Consider the following 18784-nt stretch of genomic DNA (forward strand, 5'->3'; position numbering starts at 1 on the left):
ACATGAACTATCCACTCCTGCTGGCGCTGGCCGCCGGGCTGTCCGGCCCGGCCGCTGGCACCGAATCCCTTGACGAGTACCGGCGCTTGCCGGAATGCCGGCTCAGCGCAGATGGCAAGCGCCTGCTGCAGGAGCCTTGCCGCACGGCGCCTGCCCGCAAGAATATGCCGCGCCGCCCGGTGCCGCTGACTGTCACCCCGACTCCGCGCATTGCGCCGGCCCCCGATCCTTCACTGACCTGGGCGCCCATGCTGACCAAACGCGATCCGCATGCGGCGCCGACGGCGATCGCCCAACTGCCGCGTGCGGGCCAGCCGTCGCTGCCGCCGGGCGCTGTCTTGCCGCCAGCGACGCCGCTGCCCGGCCCCAGCGCGCCGATCCCGGTCCAGTGCGACGCTGGCGGCTGCCGCGACACCAGCGGTACCTATTACCACGGGCCGCCCGGCCAGGTCATCAGCCCGAGCGGAAAAGTGTGTTCCCAGAGCGGAGGATGGATGACTTGCTACTGATTTCGGCTACAATACGCCTCGATTGACGTTTACGTAACGTAAAGTGAATAGGGGAGACAAAAGCATGCAGATCAAGGACCAAGTATTCATCATCACCGGCGGCGCGTCGGGCCTGGGCGCGGCGACCGCGCGCATGATCGTCGATAACGGCGGCAAGGTCGTGCTGGCGGACGTGCAGGTGGAAGCCGGCGAAAAGCTGGCGGCAGAACTGGGCGCAGCAAAATTCGTCAAATGCGACGTGACTTCGGAAGCGGACGGCCTGGCTGTGGTGGCTGCGGCTACCGCCATGGGCACCCTGCGCGGCCTGGTCAACTGCGCCGGCGTGGCGCCGGCGATCAAGACCGTGGGCAAGGATGGCCCGCACCCGCTCGAATCCTTCGCGCGCACCATCAATATCAACCTGGTCGGCACCTTCAATATGTGCCGACTGGCGGCTGATGCCATGGGCAAGACCGAAGCGGCGGAGTGGGGCGAGCGCGGTGTGATTATCAATACTGCATCGGTGGCCGCATTTGATGGCCAGATCGGGCAGACGGCTTATGGCGCCTCCAAGGCTGGTGTGGCCGGCATGACCTTGCCGATGGCGCGCGACCTGTCGCGTTCGGGCATCCGCGTGATGACCATTGCGCCGGGTATCTTCGAGACCCCGATGTTGCTGGGCATGCCGCAGGAAGTGCAGGATGCGCTGGGCAAGATGGTGCCGTTCCCGCCACGGCTGGGCAAGCCGTTCGAATATGCTTCGCTGGCCAAGTCCATTATCGAAAATACTATGCTGAATGGTGAGACGATCCGTTTGGATGGCGCGATTCGGATGCAGCCTAAATAAACCGGAAAACCCGTGTCTGACCCGCAGGGTCAGACACGAATACGCGGCCGCCGCATGCCGAGTGCCAGACCCTATGGGTCTGGCACTGAATTGCCGGTTTTGGTGTAGCATGGCCGGATGAAAGCACTAGCCCTTGCCGCAGCACTGCTCTGCACCCTCCCGCTCCACGCCCAAGACAACCGTGCTCCTGAAATCGCCACTGGCTGGCAGGATAAAGCCGGTTGGTCCGCACAGAAATTCATGGTCGCCGCGGCCAACCCGCTGGCCACCGAAGCCGGCTACCAGATGCTGAAGCAAGGCGGCTCCGCCGTTGATGCAGCGATCGCCACCCAACTGGTACTGACCCTGGTCGAGCCGCAATCTTCCGGCATCGGCGGCGGCGCCTTCATGATGCATTGGGACGGCAAGAAAGTCCGTTCCTTCGACGGCCGCGAAACCGCGCCCGCCGCCGCCACCGAAACCCTGTTCCAGGACGCCAACGGCAAACCCTTGCCGCGGCCGGAAGGCGTAGTAGGCGGCCGTTCGGTCGGCGCCCCCGGCGTGCTGCGCATGCTGGAACTGGCGCATAAGGAGTACGGCAAGCTGGCCTGGTCCAAACTGTTCGCGCCCGCCATCAAGCTGGCGGAAGAGGGCTTCGCCGTCAGTCCGCGCCTGAACGCCTTGCTGACCAGCGAGCGTTACCTGCAGCGCGACCCGGTCGCTGCCGCCTATTTCTTCGACAAGGACAAGAAACCCTGGCCCGTCGGCCATGTCCTGAAAAATCCGGCACTGGCCAAGACCCTGCGTGAAATCGCTGCCGAAGGCGCCGATGCCTTCTACCGTGGCCGCATCGCGCGCGACATCGCTGCGAAAGTGCAGGGCCACCCGACCAATCCCGGCGGCCTGACGGCAGCCGACATCGCGGGCTACCGGGCCAGGGAACGCGAGCCGCTGTGCACCGACTACCGCGCCTACAAGGTGTGCGGCATGCCGCCGCCGTCGTCGGGCGGCGTAGCGATCGCGCAGATCCTGGGCATCCTGGAGAACAGCAAGATCGGCGACTATGCGCCGGTCAACGGCGTGATCACGGCTGACGCCATCCACTTGATGACGGAAGCCGAGCGCCTGGCCTACGCCGACCGCAACCGCTACGTGGCCGACACCGACTTCGTGCCGCTGCCCGGCAAGGGCGCCAGCGGCCTGCTCGACAAGTCCTACCTGCGCCAGCGCGCCGCCCTCATCGGCGACAAGTCGATGGGCCGCGCCCGCGCCGGCGTGCCGGCTGAAGTCAAAGTAGCCTGGGGCGATGACACTGCGCTGGACAAGCCGTCCACCTCGCACCTGGTGGTAGTCGACGGCAACGGCAACGCCATTTCCATGACCACTTCGGTGGAAGACGCCTTCGGTTCGCGCCAGATGGTCGACGGCTTCCTGCTGAATAACCAGCTGACCGACTTCTCCTGGGATTCGGTGGACGAAAACGGCCCGATCGCCAATCGCGTGCAGCCTGGCAAGCGCCCGCGCAGTTCGATGGCCCCGACCCTGGTCTTCGACAGGCAGACCAGGCAACTGGTGCTGGCCACCGGCTCGCCGGGCGGCTCGACCATCATCAACTACGTGGCCAAGGTGCTGGTTGGTGCGCTTGACTGGAACCTCAATGTGCAGCAGGCCATCAGCCTGCCCAATTTCGGCAGCCGCAATGGCCCCACCGAGCTGGAAGCGGGCAAGTTCCCGGGCGAGGTGGTGGATCAGTTGAAAGCGCGCGGCCACGAGGTGCGCCAGGTGGAACTCAACTCGGGCCTGCAAGGCTTGCAGCGCACGCCGGCCGGCTGGTTCGGCGGCGCCGACCCGCGCCGCGAAGGCATCGTGCGCGGCGAGTGACGAGCGCGCGACAGGCTGCTGGCGGGCAGGGCGCAAGTCATTCCCGCCCCGCAGCCAGCATGTTACCCTTGATAAATGGGCATGAAAAAGAAAACGGGCTTGATCCTGACGGGCGGCGGCGCCCGGGCGGCTTACCAGATTGGCGTTTTGCAGGCGATTTCCGAAATCCTGTGGGAAGAGGGATGGCCGCCGGCACGTAATCCCTTCCAGATCATTTGCGGCACTTCGGCTGGCGCCATCAATGCCACCGCGCTGGCCTGCCGCGCCGACAATTTCGGCGAAGGCGTGCAGAAACTGCTCGATGTATGGAGCAATTTTGAAGCGAACCAGGTGTATCGCGCCGATTCGCTGGGCGTGCTGCGTTCGGGGGCGCGCTGGCTGTCGCTGCTGTCCTTCGGCTGGCTGCTGCGCAAATGGCGCGCCGCGCCGCCGCAGTCGCTGCTCGACAACACCCCGCTGGTGAACCTGCTGCACCGCATGCTGGACTTGCCGCGCCTGGACAACTGCCTGCAGGAAGGCCTGCTGCACGCGGTAGCCGTCACCGCATCGTCCTACACCGGCGGCCAGCACATCACCTTCTACCAGACCGCCGCCGAAATCGCACCCTGGGTAAGGATGCAGCGCGTGGCGATGCAGGACCAGATCGGCGTCGAGCACCTGCTGGCGTCGTCGGCGATTCCCTTCATCTTCCCGGCCACGCCCCTGTACATGGGCGGCCACCTGGAGTATTGCGGCGACGGTTCGATGCGCCAGCTGGCGCCGATTTCGCCGGCCATCCACCTTGGGGCGCAGAAGGTGCTGGTGGTCGGCGCCGGCCGCCTGACCGAGCCGCCGCGCCAGATGACGGAAACGCCGCGCTACCCGAGCCTGGCCCAGATCGCCGGCCATGCCATGTCCTCCATCTTCCTGGACGGGCTGGCGGTCGATATCGAACGCCTGAACCGCGTCAACCAGACCTTGTCCGTGCTGCCGGAAGACCTGCTGGCCAAGACTCCGCTGCGGCCCGTGGAACTGCTGGTAATCGCGCCGTCCGAACGGCTGGACGACCTGGCTGCGCGCCACATCGGCAGCCTGCCGGCGCCGATTCGCACCATGCTGTCCGGGATCGGCGCCACCGAGGCGCGCGGTTCGGCGCTGGCCTCCTACCTGCTGTTTGAAGCCAGCTACACCCAGGAGCTGATCCGGCTCGGCCAGCGCGATACCCAGGCCCGCCGCGCGGACGTCCTGGCATTTTTCGGGTCCTGATGGCGAGCAATAGTAAAATGGCAGCTTTTGCCCATTTCTGAACCGTGGCTGGAATAGTTCGTCGTCTGCTTCCTCGCCTGGCCGCACTGGCCCTGGCTTGCACGCTCGCCCTCCCGGCGCTGGCGGCGCCGCCGCGCACCCTGCGTTTCGAGCAGCTGGACGTGGACGACGGCCTGGCTCAGGAGTCGGTACTGGCGATCATGCAGGACCGCCAGGGCTTCATGTGGTTCGGCAGCCAGGCGGGCCTGAGCCGATTTGACGGCTACAAGGTCACGGTCTACCGCAATATCGTTGGCGACCAGCGCAGCCTGGCCGAGAACTGGGTCGGCGTGCTGCACCTCGATCCGCGCGGCCGCATGTGGGTCGGCACCGATGGCGGCCTTGACCTGTTCGACCCCAGAACCCAGTCGTTCAGCCACCATCTGCCGCGCGAGCCGGAAAAGCGCGGCAGCGGCAACCGCCATATCAAAGCCATCATCGATGACGGCGCCGATGGCCTGTGGATCGGCACCGCCGACGGCCTGCAGCATTTCGATCCGTCGACGGGCAAGTTCCTCATTTACCACCACGATCGCGCTGAAGCGGGCAGCCTTGGCCACGACCAGGTCAATGCCCTGGCGCGCGACAAGCAGGGCAGGCTGTGGATTGCCACCTCGGCCGGCGTCGACATGCTGGAGACGGGGTCGCGCACGTTCATCCACTATCCGCTCAAGGCAGCGGGCGCCCGCGGCGCCCAGTCCCTGCTGGTGGACCGCGACCAGGTGCTGTGGGTCGGCACCCAGAACGGCATCGAGCGCTGGACGCTGGAAGGAAAATATCCGCAGCGCCGGGTGCTGGGCGCGGCGGAAGGCCTGCCGCAAAGCACGGTCAAGCGCATCTACCAGGACCAGGATGGCACGCTGTGGGTCGGCAGCCAGACCGGCGGCTTGTTCCGCTGGCGCCAGTCGGACGACCGCTTCGTGCAATACCGCCACCAGCAGGGCGACCCGCACAGCATCGCGGACAACTATGTGTTCTCGCTGTTCCGCGACAACGTCGGCACCTTGTGGGTCGGTACCTGGTATCGCGGCGTCAGCCGGGTCGACCTGGGCAGCGGCGGCTTTGCGCGCCTGGTCAAGGACCCGGGCCAGCCCTTCACGCTGACCGACAACAAGGTGCGCGCCTTGCTCGACGCAGGCGACGGCAAGGTCTGGGTTGGCAACAGCGACGGCCTCAATTACTACGATCCGGTGACCGGCAAGACCGTGCTGTATCGCACCGGCAGCGGCAACGACAGCCTGGAATTCCAGGTCACGGCCTTGCTGCACGACCCGCGCGACCGCAATGTGCTGTGGGTTGGCAGCCGCAACGGCGTGCGCCGCTTCGACATCAGGGCGCGCCGCTTTGGTCCGCTGATGCTGTCGCACGGCGATCCTGAAAACGATGTGATCCGCTTCCTGTACGGCGACCGCGACGGCATGGTCTGGGCGTCCGCCCGCAATGGCCTGCACCGCATCGACCCGTCCAGCAACGGCGTGCTCACCTTCCGCCACGATCCGGCCGACATCCACAGCATGGCCGACAGCGTGGTGCGCCCGGTGCTGGAAGACCGGCGCGGCAACCTCTGGATCGGTACCTTCAACGGCCTTGACCTGCTGGACCGCAAGACCGGCCGCTTCACGCACTATCGCAACAACCCGAACGACCAGGGCAGCTTGAGCCACAACGAGGTGCACTACCTGTTCGAGGACGACGATGGCATGCTGTGGATCGGCACCGCGGCCGGCCTGAACCGGATGGAGCGGCGCCCCGACGGCAGCGTGCATTTCCGCCGCTTCCTGCGCAAGGATGGTCTGGCCGACGATGCGATCGCCGGCATCCTGCCGGACCGCGGGAAATACCTGTGGCTGTCCACCAATACCGGCATCTCCCGCCTCGACATGGGCAACGGGCAGGTGCGCAACTACTCCGGCGTGGACGGCACCATCGAGGGCGCCTATTTCGACGGCTCGGCCTTGCGCGCGGCCGACGGGACCCTGTACTTCGGCGGCTTCAACGGCATCACGGCATTCGATCCGCAGGAGGTGCGGGAGAACAGTTCGGCGCCGACTGCCGTTATCACCGATTTCCAGATCTTCAACAAGCCGGTGCGGCCGGGCCAGGGCGGCGCCAACAGGGGCGTGCTGCAGCAGGCCATCGAATACACCAGCTCCCTGTCGCTGCGCGAAGGCGACTCCGTATTCTCGCTGGAATTCGCGGCGCTGCACTACGCCGCGCCGCAGCGCAACCGCTTTGCCTACCAGCTGGTCGGCTTCGACAGGGACTGGGTGGTGACCGATGCGGGCAAGCGCTTCGCGACCTACACCAACCTTGACCCCGGCACCTACCAGTTCCGCGTCAAGGCTGCCAACAAGGACGGCATCTGGAACGACAACGCCGCCACGCTGGAAATCACTATCGCGCCGCCGTACTGGAAAACCTGGTGGTTCCGCCTGTGCATGCTGGCCGCCGCGCTGGGCGCCGCCGGGGGCGCTTACCACATGCGCGTGCGCGTCCTGCGCAGCCAGCAGCTGCAGCTGGAAAAGCAGGTCAGCCTGCGCACGGCCGAAGTGGAGCTGAAGAACCAGCTGCTGGAAGAGCAGAAGCGCGAGCTGGAGCAGCGCGACAAGCACCTGTCGCTGGCCAAGCAGAGGGCTGAGGACGCGACGCGCCAGAAGTCCGAGTTCCTGGCCAATATGAGCCACGAAATGCGCACCCCGCTGGCCGGGGTGATCGGCATGCTGGGCTTCGCCCTGCGCGACAACGCGCTGGCCGAGCGCACCCGCGAGCAGATCGAGCGCGGCCAAGGCAATGCACAGTCGCTGCTGGCCATCATCAACGACCTGCTGGACTTCTCCAAGATCGAAGCCGGCAAGCTGCACATCGAGTCGATCGACTTCGCGCTGGCCAGCATGGTGGAGAACGTGGTCAGCCTGTTTGCCGAGCACACCATGTCCAATATGGTGGGCTTCGAAGTCGATTTTGCGCCCGACCTGCCGGAATTCGTGGTCGGCGACCCGACCCGCCTGCGCCAGGTGCTGGTCAACCTGGTCGGCAACGCCTTCAAGTTCACGGAGCGCGGCAAGGTATCGCTGCGCGTGGAGCGCGAAAGCAGCGGGCCGCAAGGGCATCGCATCCGCTTCACGGTGGAAGACACCGGCATCGGCATTCCGCCCGACGCCTTGCCGCGCCTGTTCCAGAAATTCGAGCAGGGCGACACCACCACTACCCGCCGCTACGGCGGCACCGGCCTGGGCCTGGCGATCAGCAGCCAGCTGGTGGAGCTGATGGGCGGCCAGATCGACGTAGTCAGCGCGCCTGGCGCCGGCTCCAGCTTCGCCTTCACCGTTCCGCTGCGCGACGGCGTGGCGCCGCCGCTGGCGCCGCACGTGGCGCGCGAGCCGCATACGCATCAACTGCGCGTGCTGTGCGCAGAAGACTTCCCCACCAACCAGATCATCGTGCGCATGATGCTGGAAGACCTGGGGCACAAGGTCGATATCGCCGGCAACGGCGTGCTGGCGCTGGCCGCCTGCGCCCAGCAGCGCTACGACCTGGTGCTGATGGACGGCCGCATGCCGGAAATGGACGGCTCCACCGCGACGCGCCTGATCCGCTCCGGCGGCCCGCGCGAAGCGCCGGTGCTCGATCCGCACCTGATGATCGTGGCCCTGACGGCCAACGCCAGCGACGAAGACCGCAGCCGCTACCTGGCCGCCGGCATGGACGATTTCCTGACCAAGCCGATCGACGAGGGCGCGCTGCACATGCAGCTGGAACGGGCCATCGAGCGCCAGCTGGCGCGCGGCATCAAGCTGCCGCCGTTGCGGGCGCGAACGGCCGAACTTCCTTCGGTGGCGGAGCTCGATGCCATGTTCGGCGTGTGCGACCTGCCGCCGCCGGCGCCGATGCCGGGCCAGGCAGGACAGGCGCTCAAGCTGCGCCTGCGCGATGCCTTCATCGCCGACTTGCCGGCGCGCCTGCGCGAACTGGACCAGGCCCTGGCCTCGGCCGACGCCGATGCTGCCGGCCGCCTGTTCCACGGCATGAAGGGCAGTGCCGCCTACCTGGACGAGGCCGAACTGCATGCCCTGTGCGGTGAACTGGAACGGGCCGCCGACCGCGCCATGTGGCCGGCGATCCGCGAAAAGCTGCCGCGCTTGCGGCTGCTGCTGGAACACGTCGTATCCCCAACGCGTCATTAAAACAAGAGCGGAGAGAGCATGAAAGTATTGGTAGTCGACGACGACGTAGTCTCACGCATGGTGCTCATGCACCTGATCGATGGTTGCGGCAAGTTCGAGATCGTTGAAGCGGAAGACGGCGCCGACGCCTGGCGGCAGCTGGAGGGTGGGCTGCGTCCGGGCATCGTTTTCTGCGACCTGCGCATGCCGCGCCTGTCCGGCATCGAATTGCTGCAGCGCGTGCGCGGGCAGGGCGACCTGGCCGAAGTGCCGTTCGTGCTGGTGTCCTCCGCCACCGACAAGGAAACGGTGCAGCAGGCCACCCTGGCCGGCGCCACCGGCTACATCGTCAAGCCGTTCCAGTCGGAGCAGGTGCGCGCCCACCTGGGCGCTTTCCTCGACCAGGCGGCCAACGGCTATGAGCACCGGGCGGAAGAGCCGGCAGCCACCCTGGCGCGGCTGGGCATTGCCGCCGACCGTTTGCTGGTCTACCTGACCGGTTTCCAGAACCAGCTGACGGCAGCCAGCAACGAGATCGATGCGCTGCTGGCGCACGACGAGCAGGCGGAGGTTCGCGTGCGGCTGGAGCGCCTGCTTACCGGCTGCACCACGCTGGGCTTGCACGGCGCCGCGGCCTCGCTCAAGCCGCTGATCGGCGTCCACGTCAGCAACGAAGCCGTGCAGGCGGCGCTGACGGACGTGATCAGGGCAGTGCTGCACCAATCCTCGCTGGTGCGCCAAAGCTGAGAAAATCGCCAGCCCGCTTGCGGGAAAATCCTCCCACCGGGCTGGCGCGGCCTTGCGGTAAATATAGTTTAGGTTTAAAGTAGTCTGCACCGCAGGCTGTACTTTCAACCGAACCTTACCCAGGCGACCATGAACAGACCCACTGCAGCAGAACCGAGCGCGCATCTCGACCAGTTCGCGCGCCAGCATCTACCTCCGGTTGAACAATGGCCGGACCTGGTGTTCGATCTTCCCGAGTTGCAGTACCCGGCGCGCCTGAACTGCGTGGCCGAGATCCTCGACCAGGCCGTGGCGGCGGGCAGCGGCGCGCGCATCGCCCTGCACGGCGAAGGCTTCAGCTGGACTTATGGCGAGCTGCAGCAGCAGGTTGACCGCATCGTCAACGTCCTGCGCGGCCCGATGGCGCTGGTGCCCGGCAATCGCGTCCTGCTGCGCGGCGCCAACCATCCAATGATGGCCGCCGCCGTGCTGGCCGTGCTCAAGGCCGGATTGATCGCGGTGCCCACCATGCCGCTGCTGCGCGCGCGGGAGCTGGGCGTCATCATGCAGAAGGCGCAAGTGCAGGCGGTGCTGTGCGCCCATGCCCTGCGCGAAGAGATCGAGGCTGCGCCCAACCGCCCTGGACGCACCCTGTGGTTCAACGTGCCGGCCGAGGCGCAGGCTGCCGCCGCGGCGTCCGGGCATTCGCTCGAGGCCATGATGGATGCGCAGCCGGCGAGCGCCGCGGCATGCGACACGGCGGCCGACGATATTTGCCTGATCAGCTTCACGTCCGGCACCACCGGCGTCCCGAAAGGCACCATCCACTTCCATCGCGACGTATTGGCCATCTGCGACTGTTTCCCGCGCCATGTCCTCGAGTCCCGCGCCGACGACCTGTTCATCGGCACGCCGCCGCTGGCCTTTACCTTCGGCCTGGGCGGCCTGCTGCTGTTCCCGCTGCGGGTGGGCGCCGCCGCCGTGCTGCTGGAAAAGCTGACGCCGGAAACGCTGCTGCAGGCGATTGAAAAATACCGCGCGACGATCTGCTTTACCGCGCCGACCTTTTACCGCCAGATGGCCACGCTCGCGGGCAAATACGATCTTTCGAGCCTGGACAAGTCCGTCTCGGCCGGCGAGGCGCTGCCGGTGGCAACGCGCGAAGCCTGGCAGCAGGCCACCGGCTTACGCATGATCGACGGCATCGGCGCCACGGAGATGCTGCATATCTTCATTTCCGCAGCAGGGGGCGATATCCGGCCGGGCGCCACCGGCAAGCCGATTCCCGGCTACCGCGCTTGCGTCCTCGATAACAAGGGCCAGCCGGTAGGCCCCGGCGTTGTCGGCCGCCTGGCAGTGAAAGGCCCGACCGGCTGCCGCTACCTGGACGACCCGCGCCAGCGCGACTACGTGCTGGACGGCTGGAACCTGACCGGCGACGCTTACGAAATGGATGCCGACGGCTACTTCTTCTACCGTTCGCGCACCGACGACATGATCATCTCCGCCGGCTACAACATCGCCGGCCCCGAAGTTGAAGACGCCTTGCTGCGTCATCCCGCCGTGGCCGAATGCGGCGTGGTCGGCAAGCCGGACGAGGAACGCGGCCAGGTCGTGGAAGCGCATGTCGTGCTCAAGCCGGGCTTTGAAGCAACGCCCGACATGGCGGCGCAGCTGCAAGACTTCGTCAAGGAACAGATCGCCCCGTACAAGTATCCGCGCTCGATCCGCTTCCTGCCTTCGCTGCCGCGCACCGAAACCGGCAAGCTGCAACGCTTCAAACTCCGTAGCACTTGAGGAACAGCATGAATATCGTTTGTATTGGCGGCGGCCCGGCCGGCCTGTATTTTGCCCTGCTGATGAAAAAGCAGGACCCGTCGCACCGCATCGTGGTGGTGGAGCGCAATCGGCCTTACGATACCTTCGGCTGGGGCGTGGTGTTTTCCGACCAGACGCTGGGCAACCTGGTGGCGGCCGACGAAAAGACTGCGCGCGAGATCCTGCAGTCTTTCAACCATTGGGACGACATCGACGTCTTCTTCAAAGGGCAGAAAGTCACCTCCGGTGGCCACGGTTTCTGCGGCATCGGCCGCAAGCGCCTGCTGAACATCCTGCAGCAGCGCTGCGAAGAACTGGGCGTGGAGCTGGTGTTCGAGACTGACGTGCAGGACGACCAGGAACTGGCGGCGCGCTACAACGCAGACCTGGTGATCGCTTCGGACGGCCTCAATTCGCGCGTGCGCGCTCGCTACGAGGCGACGTTCCAGCCGATGATCGAAGCGCGCCAATGCCGCTTCGTCTGGCTGGGTACGACGAAGAAGTTCGACGCCTTCACCTTCGACTTCCAGCAGACGGAACATGGCTGGTTCCAGGCCCACATCTACCAGTACGACGGCGAGACGTCGACCTTCATCATCGAGACGCCGGAATCGGTGTGGCGCGCTGCCGGGCTGGACGACATGCCGCAAGAAGAAGCGCTGGCCTGGTGCGAGAAGCTGTTCGCCGAGCGGCTGGAAGGGCATAAGCTGATGTCCAACGCCGCCCACCTGCGCGGCTCGAATGTCTGGATCAAGTTCCCGCGCATCGTGTGCCAGAAGTGGGTGCACTGGAATGGCGACGTGCCGGTGGTCCTGATGGGCGATGCGGCGCATACTGCGCACTTCTCGATCGGTTCCGGCACCAAGCTGGCGCTGGAAGACGCGATCGAGCTGGCGCGCTGCTTTGCTGCGCATGGCAGCGCACGCGACGCGCTGGCTGCCTATCAGGACGTGCGCGCGGTCGAAGTGCTGAAGATACAAAGCGCAGCGCGCAATTCGATGGAGTGGTTCGAAAACGTGCAGCGCTACTCCGCGATGGAGGCGCCGCAGTTCGCCTACTCGATGCTGACGCGCAGCCAGCGCCTGTCACACGAAAACCTCCGCGTGCGCGACAAGGATTACGTGGCTGGCTTCGAGCGCTGGCTGGCCGAACGTGCTTTCGCACAGGCCGGGGTGCCGCAGCCGGCGGCTGGCCGCCCCGTGCCGCCGATGTTCACCCCTTACAAGGTGCGCGGCCTGGTGCTGAAAAATCGCATCATCGTTTCGCCGATGGCGCAATACAGCGCAGTCGACGGCTGCGTTGGCGACTGGCATATGGCTCACCTGGGATCGCGCGCCATGGGCGGCGCAGCGCTGGTGATGGCGGAGATGACCTGTGTTTCCGCCGATGCCCGCATTACGCCGTTCTGCCCCGGGATGTACGCCCCTGCGCACACCATGGCCTGGAAACGCATCGTCGATTTCGTCCACCGGAACACGGACGCCAGGATCGGATTGCAGCTCGGCCACGCCGGTGCCAAGGGTTCGACCCGCGCCATGTGGGACGGCATTGACCTGCCGCTTGACAAAGGCAACTGGCCCCTGCTGGCGGCCTCGCAGCAGCAATACCTGGCCGGTGTGTCGCAGGTGGCCCGCACCGCGAGCGCGGAGGACATGCGGCGCATCGAGGCCGACTTCGTGCGCGCCACGCTGGCGGCCGAGGAAGCGGGCTTCGACTGGCTCGAGCTGCATTGCGCGCACGGCTACCTGCTGTCGTCCTTCATCTCGCCGCTGACCAATGAGCGCGGCGACGAGTATGGCGGCTCGCTCGAGAACCGTTGCCGCTTCCCCCTGCGCGTGTTCTCGGCCATGCGCGCGGCGTGGCCGGCGCATAAGCCAATGAGCGTGCGCATTTCGGCCCATGACTGGGTCGAAGGCGGCATCACGCCGGATGATGCCGTGCAGGTCGCGCGCCTGTTCAAGCTGGCGGGCGCGGACATGATCGACTGCTCCTCGGGCCAGGTCAGCAAGCTGGAAAAGCCGGTATTCGGGCGCATGTTCCAGACGCCGTTTGCGGACCGGGTGCGCAACGAGGCGGGGATTCCGACCATTGCAGTCGGCTCGATCTTCGAAGCCGACCATGCGAACGGCATCATCGCGGCCGGCCGCGCCGACCTGTGCGCCGTGGGCCGCCCGCATCTCGCAAACCCTTCCTGGACGCTGGCCGAGGCGGCCAGGCTTGGCTACACGCCCGTGACCTGGCCGAAGCAATACCTGGCCGGCAAGCAGCAGCTCGAGCGCAATCTTGAGCGCGAACGCCAGCTGGCCGCCGCCAATGCCGGGCTGACGCCGCAGCAGGTCGCGGCGAAATTGCTGGAGGGCTGACGATGGTGCTCTCTGGCCAGCATGCATTCATCACCGGCGGCAGCAGGGGCATCGGGCTGGCCTGCGCACGTGCATTGCTGGCCCAAGGCGCCAGCGTGACGATTGCCGGACGCGATGCGGTAGCGCTCGAACGCGCGGCGGACTCGCTGCGTACCGGGAACGCTCGAAGCGGGACGCAGGTGCCGCGTGTGGACATCTGCGTGCTGGACGTTACCGACGAAGCGGCCGTCCACGCGGCCATCGCCGCAGCCGCGCAGCAACTCGGCCCGATCACCATCCTGCTGAACAATGCCGGGCAAGCGCAGCCCGCGCCGTTCGCGAAAACCACCAGCCGGCACTGGCAGCAAATGCTCGACGTGAACCTGACCGGCGCCTTCCACTGCACGCAAGCGGTCCTGCCGCAGATGCTGGAAAAAGGCTGGGGAAGAATCGTCAACATCGCCTCCACGGCCGGCCTGAAAGGCTATAAATACGTCAGCGCCTACGTCGCCGCCAAGCACGGCCTGGTCGGCCTGACCAAGGCGCTGGCGCTGGAACTGGCGACAAAGAACATCACGGTGAACGCCGTCTGCCCCGGCTACACGGAAACCGACATCGTGCAGGACGCAATCGCCAACATCATGCAAAAAACTGGACGCAGCGAGGAGCAAGCGCGCGCCGAGCTGGCGGCCGGCAACCCGCAACAGAAGCTGGTGCAGGTCGAGGAGGTCGCCAACGCCGTGGCCTGGCTTTGCCAGCCATCCTCCAGTGCAATGACCGGCCAATCCATCGCCGTCGCCGGCGGTGAAGTCATGTAAGGAAACAGGAACAATGCAATTAGACCTGGAAAGCCGCCTGACCAAGGACCACCACCAGTCGCTGAAGCTGTGGCTGCGCATGCTCTCCTGCACTACCAAGATCGAAACCGAAATCCGCAGCCGCTTGCGCACCGAATTCGGCATCACGCTGCCGCGCTTCGACCTGATGGCGCAGCTTGAGCGCCACCCCGAAGGCCTGCGCATGGGCGAACTCTCCAAACGCATGATGGTCACCGGCGGCAACGTCACCGGCATCACCGACCAATTGGAGCAGGAGAACCTGGTCGTCCGCGTACCCGACCCGAAAGACGGCCGCGCCTTCAGTGTCAAGCTCACGCCCGCTGGACGCAAAGCCTTCGCGCAAATGGCCGCAGTCCACGAAAGCTGGGTTGCCGAACTGCTGCAAGAGATTTCGCAAGAAGACAAAGGACAGCTCATCGAATTGCTGTCGCAAATGAAGGGCCACCTGTACGCCCGCGAACCAAAGGACAAACCATGAAATACCTGCAAGGGGAACCGCAACACCTGCCGGGCAACCGCGCGCAACTCGCCGCCTACCAGGCCAGGCACTTCCAGTTCACGGTGGAGCAGGGCGTCGCCACGCTTACCCTGGACCGCCCCGAGCGCAAGAATCCGCTCACCTTCGACTCCTACGCCGAGCTGCGTGAACTGTTCCGCGCACTGGCCTATGCCGATGACGTCAAGGTCATCGTCATCACCGGCGCCGGCGAGAACTTCTGCTCCGGCGGCGACATGCATGAAATCATCGGCCCCTTGACCAAGCTGGACATGCCTGGCCTGCTGGCCTTCACCCGCATGACCGGCGACGTGGTGAAAGCCATGCGCGCCTGCCCGCAACCGGTCATCGCCGCCATCGACGGCGTGTGCGCCGGCGCCGGCTCCATGCTTGCCCTGGGTTCCGATATCCGCCTCGGCACGGAGCGCAGCAAGACCGCCTTCCTGTTCACCCGCGTCGGCCTGGCTGGCTGCGACATGGGCGCCTGCGCCTTGCTGCCGCGCGTGATCGGCCAGGGCCGCGCCGCAGAACTGCTATACACCGGCCGTTCCATGTCCGGTACGGAAGGCGAGCGCTGGGGCTTCTTCAACAGCCTGCACGCGCCGGAAAGCCTGCTCGCCGCAGCGCAAGCCTTTGCCCAAGGCCTGGCCAGCGGCCCGACCTTCGCGCACGGCATGACCAAGAAGATGCTGCAACAGGAGTGGAACATGGGCGTCGACGAAGCCATCGAAGCGGAAGCGCAGGCGCAAGCCATCTGCATGGCCACCAACGACTTTCACCGAGCCTATCACGCCTTCGTGGCGAAACAGAAACCGGTTTTCGAGGGCGATTGAGATGGCTGATAAATCCTACCTTGGCTGGCCCTTCTTCGAACAACGCCATGCGGTGCTGGAGCGCGACCTGGACGCTTGGGCCGCCGAACATGTGCGCGACGCGCACGGCAGCGACACAGACGCCCAATGCCGTTCCCTGGTGCGCGCCCTCGGCGATGCGGGCTGGCTGCGGCACGCCATCGGCGGCACCGCCTATGGCGGCGCGCTGGACGCCATCGACACCCGCGCCATCTGCCTGATCCGGGAAACCTTGGCCCGCCATAACGGCCTGGCCGATTTCGCCTTCGCGATGCAGGGCCTGGGCTCCGGCGCCATCAGCCTGTTCGGCAGCGACGCCAGCAAGCAAGCCTACTTGCCGCGCGTCGCGAAAGGCGAAGCGATTGCCGCCTTCGCGCTGTCCGAGCCGCAGGCCGGCTCCGACGTCGCCGCCATGCAATGCGCCGCCGTGCCGGATGGCGACCATTATGTGCTCAATGGCGAAAAGACCTGGATCTCCAACGGCGGCATCGCCGACTTCTATGTGGTCTTCGCCCGGACCGGCGAGCAACCCGGCGCGCGCGGCATCAGCGCCTTCATCGTCGACAAGGACACGCCAGGCTTCGCGATCGCGGAGCGTATCAACGTCATCGCCCCGCACCCGCTGGCGCGCCTGGAATTCAGCAACTGCCGCATTCCCTCCAGCCAGCGCCTTGGCGAGGCAGGGCAGGGCTTCAAGGTCGCAATGGCAACGCTGGACGTATTCCGCACCTCGGTCGCCGCCGCCGCGCTGGGCTTCGCCCGCCGTGCGCTGGACGAAGCGCTGGCCCATGCCCAAAGCCGCAAGATGTTCGGCCAGGCGCTGGCCGACTTCCAGCTCACGCAAGCCAAGCTGGCGCAGATGGCCACGGGCGTCGATTCTTCCGCCTTGCTGACCTACCGCGCCGCCTGGCAGCGCGACCAGGGCCAGAAAGTGACGAAAGAAGCCGCCATGGCCAAGATGACCGCGACTGAGACTGCCCAGCAGGTGATCGACGCCGCCGTACAAATGTTCGGCGGCATGGGCGTGGTCAGCGAACATCCGGTCGAGCGCCTGTACCGTGAAATCCGCGCGCTGCGCATTTATGAAGGCGCCTCCGAAGTACAACAATTGATCATCGCGCGCGAACTGCTGCGCGAAGGCTAAGGAGTCAGTATGCAAGTATTACAACCGCCGGGTTGGGCGCGTCCACGCGGCTATTCCAATGGCATCGCAGCGACAGGCCGCATGGTGTTTGTCAGCGGCATGATCGGCTGGGATGCAAATTGCGAATTCCAAACAGATGATTTCGCCGGACAAGTACGCCAGGCCATTGAAAACATCCTGACCGTGCTGAAAGAAGCGGGTGGCGGGCCTGAGCATATTGCCCGCATGACCTGGTATGTGGTGGACAAGCATGAATACATGGGCGCCTATAAAGAGATCGGCGCCATCTATCGCGAGCTGATCGGCAAGCACTATCCGGCCATGACGGCAGTCGAGGTCGCCGGGCTGCTGGAGTCGCGTGCAAGGGTGGAAATTGAGGTGACGGCAGTCGTGCCCGCGTAGTTTTAATGAAGTGCTATAGTCCGGCCGTGGAGGTGCAATCCCATGGCCAAACTTCTCTCGCGCCTGCTTGGCGCAATTTTCCTGCTAGTCTTGTCGACCGCGCAAGGCGCAACGCCGCTGTTGACGGAGGCTGACATTGCCCAGCTATCGACCTGGCTTGGCAATGGCCCGATCAGGCTGGAGCGCTTGTACAAGAAGCGCGATGGACAAACCGCAGCGGATTTCCACGCGGCAGTTGACGGCAAGGGCCGTACGTTTACCGTGATGGAAGCGACCAATGAGCTGGGGCAACTGTTCAAGGTCGGCGGCTATAACCCGCAAAGCTGGGACTCGTCCGGCAAATTCCACATCACGACCGAAGATGAAAAGCGCACCGGCTTCCTGTACAACCTGACGTCGCGCCAGATGCATCGCCAGACGCCGCGCACCTATGCGCTCGATACGGTCGGCTCCTTCCAGACCTGGAACGATGCCAGGACCGGCCCGGTGTTCGGCGCCGGCCATGACTTGTACGTGCCGTGGGACCTGACCAACGGCGGCTACTCGATCATGTATTCCTACATCGATCCCGAACGCAGCAATTTCGATTCCAGCCTGCTTGATGGGAGGGATTACAAGTCGCCGAACATCACATTCGGCGATATGGAAGTGTGGCGCGTCTTTGCTGTTCCCGAGGCCGACACCTGGTTGATGCTTGTAGCGGGCCTCGTCATACTGGGCTTTGCTGCTCGCTTCGCCCAACCCTTAAGACCGATCAGTAAAGCCCCGCAATGCGGCCCATCAAGCCAAGCAGAAAGAGGAAACCGGTCAGGAATGTCCCCATTGTCCACCTGAAATTTGTGTTTGCCTCGCGACGCAATTCCGCAATCTGCGCTTGCTGCTCATTGAAGCGCCGATCCATCGTGTCGCGCAGCGCAGTAATTGCTTGCGCATTTTTTTCGACCAGCTCTTTAAGTAATTCCACCTCAACCTCGACTTTTGCGAGACGATTCTCCCTTGCTATCTCCCAAAGCAGTTTGGCTAACTGTGGTGTGAAACAAGCCGGGAGATTTGAAATTGGACAGGCGGGAAGGAAAAAAGTTCCACTTCGGAGCTAATCGGTACGCCCCACCAGGTCGTTGAGAGCCCGGAATTGCTATGCCTTGCGGAGGTTCGGCAGCGTCGAAATCAGCACCGCACCGCAACTTACCTGATGACCTTCGTACGCCACTTCGATGCCGCCAATGCGATGCGTCGGATCGCCTTCGACAATGACGCAGTTGGTATGGCCAGGGCGTGGACAGGAACAAGCGTCTCCCTTGCGTGCCACCTTGATACCCACGATGCTGAAATTGTCGGAGGCGGAAACCACTTTTCCACCATGGCTGGTCGGGTCACCCAATCGAATAATTCTACGCATACAAAATCTTCCAGTGTTAACGGACAAAAATGACGACCTTCATGTCGCCGCGTGCTATTGCAGGCAATGTACCTTGCCCGCCGGCCGCGGAGGCGAGGATGTCAAATTGCATAGGCCCTGGCGGC

General features: G+C 65.0%; 15 protein-coding genes. 14 read left to right on the forward strand and 1 reads right to left on the reverse strand.

The features are described from left to right. Positions 1 to 2 precede the first annotated feature (2 nt). From ACN9MY_RS10630 to ACN9MY_RS10695, 14 genes are all read left to right on the forward strand, one after another. Positions 3 to 509 (forward strand): hypothetical protein, encoded by a 507-nt coding sequence (locus ACN9MY_RS10630; protein ID WP_426337286.1) that lies wholly within the window; start codon positions 3 to 5, stop codon positions 507 to 509. A gap of 64 nt (positions 510 to 573) precedes the next feature. Beyond that, the gene (locus ACN9MY_RS10635; RefSeq protein WP_426337287.1) at positions 574 to 1335 is read left to right on the forward strand and encodes a 3-hydroxyacyl-CoA dehydrogenase; all 762 of its coding nucleotides are present in this window, start codon (positions 574 to 576) and stop codon (positions 1333 to 1335) included. 117 nt (positions 1336 to 1452) lie between these two features. Further along, positions 1453 to 3195, forward strand: a complete 1743-nt coding sequence (gene ggt, locus ACN9MY_RS10640; RefSeq protein ID WP_426337288.1) for a gamma-glutamyltransferase — start codon at positions 1453 to 1455, stop codon at positions 3193 to 3195. A 75-nt stretch (positions 3196 to 3270) separates the two neighbouring features. Continuing rightward, positions 3271 to 4440, forward strand: coding sequence for a patatin-like phospholipase family protein (locus ACN9MY_RS10645; protein ID WP_057260261.1), 1170 nt, complete (start codon positions 3271 to 3273; stop codon positions 4438 to 4440). 44 nt (positions 4441 to 4484) lie between these two features. Beyond that, entirely contained in the window at positions 4485 to 8663 is a 4179-nt protein-coding gene (locus ACN9MY_RS10650; RefSeq protein ID WP_426337289.1) for a two-component regulator propeller domain-containing protein, read from the forward strand. Between the two features lie 18 nt (positions 8664 to 8681). Then, positions 8682 to 9389 carry a response regulator gene (locus ACN9MY_RS10655; protein ID WP_426337290.1) on the forward strand — a complete coding sequence of 236 codons (708 nt, stop codon included), beginning with the start codon at positions 8682 to 8684 and terminating at the stop codon, positions 9387 to 9389. A 129-nt stretch (positions 9390 to 9518) separates the two neighbouring features. After that, on the forward strand, positions 9519 to 11165 hold the full coding sequence (locus tag ACN9MY_RS10660) for an AMP-binding protein (protein WP_426337291.1): 1647 nt from the start codon (positions 9519 to 9521) through the stop codon (positions 11163 to 11165). 8 nt (positions 11166 to 11173) lie between these two features. Continuing rightward, the gene (locus ACN9MY_RS10665; protein WP_426337292.1) at positions 11174 to 13549 is read left to right on the forward strand and encodes a bifunctional salicylyl-CoA 5-hydroxylase/oxidoreductase; all 2376 of its coding nucleotides are present in this window, start codon (positions 11174 to 11176) and stop codon (positions 13547 to 13549) included. Positions 13550 to 13551: 2 nt separating this feature from the next. Beyond that, the gene (locus tag ACN9MY_RS10670) at positions 13552 to 14346 is read left to right on the forward strand and encodes an SDR family NAD(P)-dependent oxidoreductase (protein ID WP_426337293.1); all 795 of its coding nucleotides are present in this window, start codon (positions 13552 to 13554) and stop codon (positions 14344 to 14346) included. 13 nt (positions 14347 to 14359) lie between these two features. Continuing rightward, positions 14360 to 14845 carry a MarR family winged helix-turn-helix transcriptional regulator gene (locus ACN9MY_RS10675; RefSeq protein ID WP_426170495.1) on the forward strand — a complete coding sequence of 162 codons (486 nt, stop codon included), beginning with the start codon at positions 14360 to 14362 and terminating at the stop codon, positions 14843 to 14845. Continuing rightward, on the forward strand, positions 14842 to 15696 hold the full coding sequence (locus tag ACN9MY_RS10680) for an enoyl-CoA hydratase family protein (RefSeq protein WP_426337294.1): 855 nt from the start codon (positions 14842 to 14844) through the stop codon (positions 15694 to 15696). The genes ACN9MY_RS10675 and ACN9MY_RS10680 overlap by 4 nt, the downstream gene beginning before the upstream one ends. Before the next feature lies 1 nt (position 15697). Then, a complete protein-coding gene (locus ACN9MY_RS10685) occupies positions 15698 to 16858 on the forward strand; it encodes an acyl-CoA dehydrogenase family protein (RefSeq protein ID WP_426322281.1) in 1161 nt (386 codons plus the stop codon). A gap of 9 nt (positions 16859 to 16867) precedes the next feature. After that, entirely contained in the window at positions 16868 to 17260 is a 393-nt protein-coding gene (locus ACN9MY_RS10690) for a RidA family protein (protein ID WP_426322283.1), read from the forward strand. 42 nt (positions 17261 to 17302) lie between these two features. After that, positions 17303 to 18094 carry a PEP_CTERM-anchored TLD domain-containing protein gene (locus tag ACN9MY_RS10695; RefSeq protein WP_426170502.1) on the forward strand — a complete coding sequence of 264 codons (792 nt, stop codon included), beginning with the start codon at positions 17303 to 17305 and terminating at the stop codon, positions 18092 to 18094. A 301-nt stretch (positions 18095 to 18395) separates the two neighbouring features. On the opposite strand, the gene ACN9MY_RS10700 is transcribed toward ACN9MY_RS10695, so the two are convergent. Further along, on the reverse strand, positions 18396 to 18659 hold the full coding sequence (locus ACN9MY_RS10700; RefSeq protein ID WP_426337295.1) for a PAAR domain-containing protein: 264 nt from the start codon (positions 18657 to 18659) through the stop codon (positions 18396 to 18398). Positions 18660 to 18784 lie beyond the last annotated feature (125 nt).

Source organism: Pseudoduganella sp. R-31 (assembly GCF_049913235.1).
In the GTDB taxonomy this organism is placed as follows: domain Bacteria; phylum Pseudomonadota; class Gammaproteobacteria; order Burkholderiales; family Burkholderiaceae_D; genus Rugamonas.